The organism is Kitasatospora sp. NPDC032757 (genome assembly GCF_055579305.1).
The window spans coordinates 1-9100 of the sequence record NZ_JBVINN010000079.1 but is presented as its reverse complement, the minus strand read 5'-3'; the positions used below and the strand labels follow the sequence as shown (position 1 = coordinate 9100).

The 9100-nt window shown below is 71.5% G+C and carries 10 protein-coding genes and 1 pseudogene; 1 reads left to right on the top strand and 10 read right to left on the bottom strand.

The annotated features are described in order from the left end of the window. From ACZ5WK_RS39720 to ACZ5WK_RS39675, 10 genes are all read right to left on the bottom strand, one after another. The coding region (locus ACZ5WK_RS39720; protein ID WP_465555376.1) for a FadR/GntR family transcriptional regulator at positions 1-157 on the bottom strand (157 nt) is incomplete at its 3' end. Positions 158-311: 154 nt separating this feature from the next. After that, positions 312-1211, bottom strand: coding sequence for an amidohydrolase family protein (locus ACZ5WK_RS39715; RefSeq protein WP_465555372.1), 900 nt, complete (start codon positions 1209-1211; stop codon positions 312-314). Next, entirely contained in the window at positions 1208-1519 is a 312-nt protein-coding gene (locus ACZ5WK_RS39710; protein ID WP_465555370.1) for an L-rhamnose mutarotase, read from the bottom strand. Before ACZ5WK_RS39710 ends, ACZ5WK_RS39715 begins: the two co-directional genes overlap by 4 nt. Beyond that, a complete protein-coding gene (locus ACZ5WK_RS39705) occupies positions 1516-2169 on the bottom strand; it encodes a LutC/YkgG family protein (RefSeq protein WP_465555368.1) in 654 nt (217 codons plus the stop codon). Before ACZ5WK_RS39705 ends, ACZ5WK_RS39710 begins: the two co-directional genes overlap by 4 nt. Beyond that, positions 2166-3617 carry a LutB/LldF family L-lactate oxidation iron-sulfur protein gene (locus ACZ5WK_RS39700; protein WP_465555366.1) on the bottom strand — a complete coding sequence of 484 codons (1452 nt, stop codon included), beginning with the start codon at positions 3615-3617 and terminating at the stop codon, positions 2166-2168. Before ACZ5WK_RS39700 ends, ACZ5WK_RS39705 begins: the two co-directional genes overlap by 4 nt. Next, a complete protein-coding gene (locus tag ACZ5WK_RS39695) occupies positions 3614-4354 on the bottom strand; it encodes a (Fe-S)-binding protein (RefSeq protein WP_465555364.1) in 741 nt (246 codons plus the stop codon). The genes ACZ5WK_RS39700 and ACZ5WK_RS39695 overlap by 4 nt, the downstream gene beginning before the upstream one ends. Beyond that, entirely contained in the window at positions 4354-5343 is a 990-nt protein-coding gene (locus ACZ5WK_RS39690; RefSeq protein ID WP_465555374.1) for an aldo/keto reductase, read from the bottom strand. The genes ACZ5WK_RS39695 and ACZ5WK_RS39690 overlap by 1 nt, the downstream gene beginning before the upstream one ends. 2 nt (positions 5344-5345) lie before the next feature. Next, positions 5346-6107 (bottom strand): SDR family NAD(P)-dependent oxidoreductase, encoded by a 762-nt coding sequence (locus tag ACZ5WK_RS39685; protein WP_465555362.1) that lies wholly within the window; start codon positions 6105-6107, stop codon positions 5346-5348. Then, positions 6104-7444, bottom strand: coding sequence for an L-fuconate dehydratase (locus tag ACZ5WK_RS39680; protein WP_465555360.1), 1341 nt, complete (start codon positions 7442-7444; stop codon positions 6104-6106). The genes ACZ5WK_RS39685 and ACZ5WK_RS39680 overlap by 4 nt, the downstream gene beginning before the upstream one ends. Positions 7445-7455: 11 nt before the next feature. Beyond that, positions 7456-8307 carry a fumarylacetoacetate hydrolase family protein gene (locus tag ACZ5WK_RS39675; protein WP_465555358.1) on the bottom strand — a complete coding sequence of 284 codons (852 nt, stop codon included), beginning with the start codon at positions 8305-8307 and terminating at the stop codon, positions 7456-7458. 500 nt (positions 8308-8807) lie between these two features. Here ACZ5WK_RS39675 and ACZ5WK_RS39670 point away from each other — a divergent pair. Continuing rightward, a pseudogene (locus ACZ5WK_RS39670) lies at positions 8808-9100 on the top strand (sugar ABC transporter substrate-binding protein); the annotation flags it as partial.

The window sequence follows — 9100 nt, the reverse complement described above, 5'->3', positions numbered from 1 at the left end:
TGAGCGAGAGGGCCTTCACCGCTTCACGCAGGGAGTTGCGCGACAGACCGAGCCGCTCGGCCAGGTCGGCCTCGTTGGGGAGTCGCGAACCGGGGCGCAGCTCACCATTGACGATCATGGCTTTGATCTTCTCGATCGCCGAGTCGGTGACTGGCACGCCGTTGCCTCCCTGGTCCTGATCGTTGCAGCATAGCTTCCACAGCGGCGCCCAGATCACCTTGACCGCGACAGGTCAAAGCGGTCCGGCACGATCCACCGGTGCCCGTCCGTGCGGCAGCTGCCCCGGACGAGCCGTCCTTCGTCTGGGTCGGCTACGGACCCGTCGGGCCTGCACGTCCCTCGGCAGGCCAGCGCTGGCCGCCGAGCCCGTACACGCGGATCGCGTTGTGCCGGAACACCGCGTCCTTCTCCCTCGCGCTGAGCCCGTCCACGAGGCGCCGGGTGATCCGGGTGACCTCGGTGTAGCCGGCCTCCAGGGTGCAGACCGGCCAGTCGGAGCCGAAGAGGAGCCGCTGCGGGCCGAAGGCCTCCAGGGCGGTGTCGGCGTACGGCGTGAGGTCCTCCGTCCGCCACCGGCCGGGGGCGGCCTCGGTCACCAGGCCGGAGAGCTTTGCCACGGTGTTGGGCAGCGCGGCCAGGCGGCGCAGGTCCGCTGCCCAGGGGTGGAGCGTGCCGTCGGCGACCGGGGGCTTGCCGAGGTGGTCGAGGACGAACGTCAGGCCGGTGAGCCGGGCGGCCGCGAGGGCGGCGGCGGGCAGCTGGTGCGGCTTGACGACGAGGTCGTAGGCGAGGCCGGCCTCGGCGACGGCGAGCAGGCCGCGCTGGACGTCGGGGCGCAGCAGCCACGCGGGGTCGGGCTCCTCCTGGACCTGGTGTCTGATGCCCACCAGTCGTTCCCCGCCAGGGAGTTCACGCAGGGCGGCGAGCGCGTCGGCGACGTCGGGGGCGGTGAGGTCGGTCCAGCCGACGACGCCGGCGATCAGGTCGCTGCCGTCGGCCAGCGCCAGCAGTTCGGGGGTCTCCTCGGGGACGCACACGGTCTGCACGACGACCGTGGCGGCCACCCCGGCCTCCGCGGCTTCGGGGGCGAGGTCGGCGGCGGTGAAGGAGCGGGCCAGCGGAGCGAGGGCCTCGCCGCTGATCCAGGGCTGCGGCCGCGTGTCGAGGTCCCAGACGTGGTGGTGCGCGTCGACGATCCGACGTCCGGTCACAGCTCCCACACCACCGGGAGGCCGGCCCCGGCACCGGCGTCGGAGTAGTCGTGGCTGATGTCGAGCAGTTCGCCCATCCTCTCCTGCCAGGCGACGTTGACCGGGAGCTGCTCCAGTTCGGCGAGGAGCCGGGCGTAGTCCTCGCACTCCAGCAGGTGGAACAGGTCGCACCCGCTGCGCCAGATCCTCCACGAGGTGACGCCGGCGGCCCGGATGGCTGCGACGAGTTCGGCGGGCACGTCCCGGTGGGCGGCCTCGTACTCGGCGATCCGGTCCGGGCGGAGGCGGGTGTGCAGGGCGACACTCATGGCTTCTCCGGGTGGGTGGGGTGGTCGACGATGATGACGTGCAGGGTGCGGGGGCCGTGCACGCCCTCGACGCGGTCGAGTTCGATGTCGCTGGTGGCGGACGGCCCCGAGATGAAGGTGAGTGGGTTCCGCGGGTCGAGGCGGGCGAGGGCGTCGGGGACGTCGGCGACGATCTGCTCGGTGCGGACGATGCACAGGTGGTAGTCGGGGACGAGGGTGAGGGCGCGGCGGCCCTGGCCGGGGCCGGCGTCGAGGACGATGGTCCCGGTGACGGCAATGCCGACGGCGGCGAGGGTGCAGGCGCCGTCCAGGGCGTTCAGGGCCTGGACGTCCAGCGGTTCCCGGTGCCACTGCCAGTCGCCGGGCGGCAGCAGCTCGGCGGGAAAGCCGCCGGGCAGTGCCAGGTTCTTCGCGCCGCACGCGGTGAGCGCGGCGGCGATGGCGGCCGGCAGGCCCGCCTGGTCGGTGCGGGTGACGTTCGCACGGTAGTCGGCGACCCGCTCGGCGAACAGGGCGACGATGTCCTCGCCCGGCTCGGTGTGGCTGCGGCGGTAGGCGCGGGGTACGGGGACGTCGCTGGGCAGTTCGCCGGCGGGGACGTCGGTGAGCGCGGCGCGGATACGGCCGAGGATGGCCTGACGGCTGTTCATGCTTCTTGGTCCCTGTTCTTTCGCCACCAGGTGCGGAAGGACTCGGCGGGGGGTGCGGGGGTGTCGCGGGTGTCGGACCAGCCGTGCAGCGGGCCCGGCAGTCGGCCGATCCGCCCGTTCCGGGCCAGGGCCCGGCCGCCGATTGCGGCCGCCTTCTGGGCGGCGGAGAGCAGGCGCGGGGAGTCGAGGACGGTGGCGGCGGCCTTCATGGCCAGCGCCTCCACCCGCTTCGGCTTGCTCTCGACGGCCTTGGCCCGCAGGTGGGCCAGCACCTCAGGGATGTCGATCTTCACGGGGCAGGCGTCGTAGCAGGCTCCGCACAGGGTGGAGGCGAACGGCAGCGAAGCGGCGTTCTCCACGCCGACGAGCTGCGGGGTGAGGACGGCGCCGATCGGTCCGGGGTAGACGGAGCCGTAGGCGTGGCCGCCGGTGCGCTCGTAGACGGGGCAGACGTTAAGGCAGGCGGAGCAGCGGATGCAGCCGAGGACCTGGCGTCCGACGGTGTCGGCGAGGGTATCGGTGCGTCCGTTGTCGAGCACGACCAGGTGGAAGGCCTGCGGGCCGTCGCCCTGCGTCACCCCGGTCCAGGTGGAGGTGTAGGGGTTCATCCGCTCGCCGGTGGACGAGCGGGGCAGGAGCTGGAGGAAGACCTCCAGGTCCTGCCAGGTGGGGACGACCTTCTCGATGCCCATCACGGTGATCAGGGTCTCGGGCAGGGTGAGGCACATCCGGCCGTTGCCCTCGGACTCCACGACCATGACGGTGCCGGTGTCGGCGACGGCGAAGTTGGCGCCGGAGACGGCGACCTTGGCGGTGAGGAACTTCTCCCGCAGGTGCAGCCGGGCCGCATCCGCCAGCTCGGCGGGTGAGTCGGTGAGCCCGTCGGGCGCGGGCTGGCCCCAGTGGCCCATCTCGGCGGTGAACAGGTCCCGGACCTCGGTGCGGTTCCTGTGGATCGCGGGGACGAGGATGTGGGAAGGCCGGTCGTCGCCGAGCTGGACGATGAGTTCGGCGAGGTCGGTCTCGTAGGCGGTGATGCCGGCTTCGGCGAGGGCTTCGTTGAGGCCGATTTCCTGCGTGGCCATGGACTTGATCTTCACGACCTCGCGTTCGCCGGTGGCCTTCACGAGTTCGGTGACGATGCGGTTGGCCTCGGCGGCGTCCGAGGCCCAGTGCACGGTGCCGCCCGCGGCGGTGACGGCGGCCTCCAACTGGACGAGGTAGTGGTCGAGGTGGCGTGCGGTGCGGTTCTTGATCGCGGCGGCGGCGTCGCGCAGCTGCTCCCAGTCGTCCAGCTCGGAGGCGACCGCGAGCCGTTTGTCGCGGATGGTCGTGGTGGCGCGTTTCAGGTTGGCGCGGAGCTGGGTGTTGCCGAGCGCCTCGCGGGCGGCGTCGGGGAAGGACGGGGAGCCGAGCCAGACGACGCCACGGCTGCCGGGGTTGCTCATCGTGCGGTTCCTTCGGTCGCGGCGAGGATCTCGGCCAGGTGCACGGTCCGCACGGCCGAGCCCTGGCGGGACAGTCCGCCGCCGATGTGCATCAGGCAGGAGTTGTCGGCGGCGCACAGGACGTCGGCTCCGCTGTCCAGGACGGCGGCGTTCTTGTCGGCGAGCATCGCGGCGGAGGTGTCGGCGTTCTTGACGGCAAAGGTGCCGCCGAAACCGCAGCAGGAGTCGGCCGCCGGCAGGTCCACGAGGTCGATGTCCCGGACGGCGCGCAGCAGGCGGTCGGGGCGGTCGCCGAGGCGCAGGCCGCGCAGCGAGTGGCAGGTGGGGTGGTAGGCGACGCGGTGCGGGAAGCGGGCACCGACGTCCGTGACGCCGAGAACGTCGGTCAGGAACTCGGTGAACTCGTACACCCGGGGCACCAGTTCGGCGACCTGCTGCTGGAGGCCGGCGGGCCCGTACTCCCGGGCCAGCAACGGGTGGTTCTCCTTGACCATTCCGGCACAGGAGGCGGACGGCGTGATGACGGCGTCGTAGTCGGCGAAGGTCCGGGCGAAGCGGGTCACCAGCGGGACGGCGTCGGGGCGGTAGCCGGTGTTGAAGTGCATCTGCCCGCAGCAGGTCTGCTCCTGCGGGAAGTCGACGGCGTGGCCCAGCCGCTCCAGTACGGTCACCACCGCGCGGCCGGTTTCGGGGAACATCGTGTCGTTGAAGCAGGTGATGAACAGGGCGATGCGCATCAGCTCACCTCCTCGGGGGCGGGGACGCCCTCCCGCAGCAGACCGCGGTCCCTGAGTTCTGCCCAGAGCGCCGCCGGGACGGGGTGATCGAGCATAGCGGCGGCGTCCCGGGCCTCGGCGGCGCTGCGGGTGCCGACCAGGACGCTCGCCACCGCCGGGTGCCCGAACGGGAAGCGCAGGGCGGCGGCGCGCAGCGGCACACCGTACCTCTCGCACACCGCCTTGAACTCCAGGGCCCGGTCGAGCAGGTCTGCGGGGGCCGCGGTGTAGTCGAAGGTGGCACCGGGCCGCGGGTCGGCGAGCAGGCCGGAGTTGAAGACGCCGCCGATCACGACGCCGACGCCGCGCCGGTGGGCCAGTGGCAGCAGTTCCGCAAGGCCCCGCTGGTCGAGGAGGCTGTAGCGGCCGGCCAGCAGGACGACGTCGAGGTCGGTCTCGCGGATGAACCGGGCGGGCAGCTCGGCCTGGTTCATGCCGACGCCGATCGCTCCCAGGACGCCTTCGGCCCGCAGGCGTTCGAGTTCCGGGTAGGCCTCGGTGAGTGCCTGTTCGGCGTGGTCGTCGGGGTCGTGCAGGTAGGCGATGTCGATCCGGTCGAGGCCGAGCCGGTTCAGGCTGTCCTCGATGGAGCGGCGCACCCCCTGGGCGCTGAAGTCCCAGACGCGGTGGTGGGTGGAGGGCACGGCGAAGCCGTTGGCCAGGTCGTCGCCGCCGGAGGGGGCCGGCTCCAGCAGGCGTCCGACCTTCGTGGAGATCGTGCACTGCTCCCGGGGGAACGCCCGCAGGGCCTCGCCGAGTCGCCGCTCGGACAGGCCAAGACCGTAGTGCGGGGCGGTGTCGAAGTACCGTACGCCCGCTTCCCAAGCGGCGGTGACAGCTTGTTCGGCCTGCTCGTCGGTGACCGGGGTGAACAGGTTGCCGATGCCGGCGGCGCCGAAGGCGAGTTCGGTGACCTGGACCCTGCCGCCGCCGAGCGGGCGGTGGCGCAGCTTCACTGGCGTGGCTCCTGTCGCAGGCGCAGGCCGGCCATGCCGCCGTCGACCGCGAGAGCGGTGCCGGTGACACTGGCGGCGGCCGGGGAGGCGAGGTAGGCGATGGCTGCGGCGACCTCCTCGGCGTTGACCAGCCGCCCGGTGGGCTGCCGGGCGTTCAGTGCGGCGCGCTCGGCGGCCGGGTCGTCGGCGGCGTCGAGCAGCCGTGAGACCCACGGGGTGTCGACGGTGCCGGGGTTGACGCAGTTGACCCGGATGCCTTCGCGGACGTGGTCGGCGGCCATGGCCAGGGTGAGCGACAGGACGGCGCCCTTGCTCGCCGAGTACAGCGCGCGCTGGGGCAGTCCGGCGGTGGCGGCGATCGAGCAGGTGTTGACCACCGAGGCGGAGGCGGAGCGGCGCAGGTGCGGCAGGGCGGCGCGGGTGGTGCGGACGATGCCGAGCACGTTGACGTCCAGGACGCGGTGCCACTGCTCGTCCGGGTTGTCCTCCACGGTTCCGGCGGCGCCGATGCCGGCGTTGTTGACCAGGATGTCGATCCCGCCGAGTGCCTCGGCCGCCGCCTGGACGGCCGCGCGTACGGAGTGGTCGTCGGCGACGTCGGCGGTGAAGCCGCGCAGCGGTGTGGGGACACCACTCGGGTCGAGGTCGAGAACGGCGACGTCCGCACCGCGTTCGCCGAGCAGTCGGGCGGTGGCCAGGCCGATGCCGGAGGCGCCGCCGGTGACCAGGGCGGTGAGCCCGTCGAGGTCGGTCCTCATGAAAGCTCATCCTTGTCGCCGCCGGCCAGGTCGGCTGCCCAGAAGGCGCCGTCGGGGTAGGTGTAGGTGTCGATGCTGGCCTGGTGCATGGTGGCGCAGAAGCCGGGTACGGTGGGCGCCCGGTAGTGGCCGTTGTCGATGACGACGGGGTCGAGGAAGTGCTGGTGGAGGTGGTCGACGTACTCGATCACCCGGTCCTGGGTGGTCCCGGAGAGCGCGACGTAGTCGAACATCGACAGGTGCTGGACGAGTTCGCACAGGCCCACGCCACCGGCGTGCGGGCAGACCGGGACGCCGAACTTGGCGGCGAGCAGCAGGATGGCGAGGTTCTCGTTGACGCCGGCCACCCGGGCCGAGTCCAGCTGGAGGACGTCGATGGCGCCGGCCTGGAGCAGTTGCTTGAAGACGATGCGGTTCTGCACGTGCTCGCCGGTGGCGACCTTGACCGGGTGGACACCGCGCCGGATGGCGGCGTGGCCGAGGACGTCGTCGGGGCTGGTCGGTTCCTCGATCCAGTAGGGGTCGAACTCGGCGAGGGCGTTCGTCCACTCGATCGCCTCGGCGACGTTCCAGCGCTGGTTGGCGTCGATCGCCATCCGGATGCCCGGGCCGACGGCCTGGCGGGCGGCGCGGCAGCGGCGGATGTCGTCCTCCAGGTCGGCGCCGACCTTCAGCTTGATCTGGCCGAAGCCGTCGGCCACCGCCTGGGCGGCGAGGCGGGTGAGCTTCTCGTCCGAGTACCCGAGCCAGCCGGGCGAGGTGGTGTAGGCGGGGTAGCCGACCTCCCGCAGGTGCCGGGAACGGTCGGCGGCTCCCTGTCTGCCCTTGGTCAGCAGCTCCAGCGCTTCCTCGGGGGTGAGCGCGTCGGTGAGGTAGCGGAAGTCGACCTGGGAGACCAACCACTCGGGGTCGGCGTCGGCGAGCAGCTGCCACAGCGGCTTGCCCTCGCGCTTGGCGGCGAGGTCCCAGACGGCGTTGACCACGGCGCCAATGGCCATGTGCATGACGCCCTTCTCGGGGCCGAGCCAGCGCAGTTGGCTGTCGCCGATCAGGTCGCGGGAGAGGGAGCCGGGGTCGGCGCACAGCTCGGCGACGGAACGTCCGACGACGTGCGGGCGCAGCGCGTCGATGGCGGCGACCTGAACGTCGTTGCCGCGGCCGATGGTGAAGGTGAACCCGTGGCCCGCGGGCTCGCCGTCGGAGGTGCGCAGGACGACGTAGGCGGCGGAGTAGTCGGGGTCGGGATTCATGGCGTCGGACCCGTCCAGCTCCCGCGAGGTGGGGAAGCGGATGTCGTAGGTGTCGACGGCGGTGATCCGCGCTGTGGTTGCGGACAAGGTGGTGCCTTTCACGCGTTGGCGAAGGTCTGGCGCTGGGTGCCGAGGCCGTCGATGGTCAGTTCGACGGTGTCGCCCGCGCGCAGGTAGGGGGTGCCGGGCAGGCCCAGGGCCACGCCGGCCGGGGTGCCGGTGTTGATGACGTCTCCGGGGTTGAGCACCATGTACTGGCTGAGGTACCAGACGATGTGGGCGACGTCGAAGATCATGTTCTTGGTGTTGCCGTCCTGGCGGGTCTCGCCGTTGACGGCCAGACGAAGGCCCAGCGCCTGCGGGTCGCCGGCCTCGTCCGGGGTGACCAGCCAGGGGCCGAGCGGGTTGAAGGTCTCGCAGGACTTGCCGAGGTCCCACTGCCCGGAGTACTCCAACTGGAACTCCCGCTCGGACACGTCGTTGCTGATCGCGTAGCCCGCGACATGGGCGAGGGCCTGCTGGGGCGAGTCCAGGTAGCGGGCCTCGCGGCCGATCACGACCGCGAGTTCGACCTCCCAGTCCGTCTTGGCCGAGCCGCGCGGGATCAGCACCCGGTCGTGGGGGCCGACCACGGTGGACGGGTCCTTCATGAAGACCACTGGCCGGGTGGGGACGGCAGCGCCGGTCTCCTCGGCGTGGTCGCGGTAGTTGAGGCCGATGCAGACGACCTTGCCCGGCCGGGCAACCGGCGCTCCGACCCGCAGGCCGGAGGGGTCGAGCTCGGGAAGTGTGTCGGCGGCAAGAGCGTCGCGGACGCGATCGATCCCGCCCGACGCGAGGAACGCCCCGTCGATGTCGGTGGTCACGCCCGTGAGTGCGAAGACCCGCCCGTCGTCGCCGAGTGCCGCCGGAACCTCGTCTCCCGCCGGTCCGATCCGCAGTAGCTTCATGCCCTGCTCCCGTCCTAAGTCTGCGAGCCGGGACTCTTCACCGGCCGACACATCGGATGAATCTGTGACGCCCCGACCATACGAGCCTCGTCACGCCACCGCAAGAAGTCATCCGATGATTGCTGGGCCCTTCGACTCGTGCGCCCTCAAAAGAACCATCAAATTGGCAGCTCAGGGCGGAAGTACCACTTCACTCATGACACGGGACGGAAACCTGGACGTCACGGTTGAGAATCATCCCAGGTTTCCTCTTGTCAGTCAGATGTCAGGCTCGTATGGTCCTCCTGGCCTGCAAGCCATCCGATGACTGCGGGAAGCGCGATCCGGCTCCGTCTGCCACGGACCGCCGCAACCAGGAACCGGCCTCCCTCCTGGTGAGGGCTGGAAGGGAGGCCGGCTCCCCTGCCCGCTTCGCCCCACCGGGACGGCCTCCCGGCCTCCCGCCACGCCGGATCCCCGTCCACGGGGGACCGGACGTCCCAGCCAAGGAGATCAGCACCATGAAGCCTCGCTCCTCCAGAATCGCGGCCACGGCCGCCGCCGTGATCGTCCTGGCGGGGTTCGCCACGGCCTGCAACCGCGGCAGCGCGTTGGACTCCGCCGGCGGTGGCAAGCCCGCACTCGGGATCGACCTGCCGCGTGCGGACTCCGACTTCTGGAACTCCTACGCGCAGTACGTCAAGCAGGACGCCACCGCCCAGGGCCTGAACACGCTGCCGGTGAGCAACTCGCAGAACGACGTGACCAAGCTGGTCGCCAACGTCCAGGTGTTCCAGAACACGGGCGCCAAGGC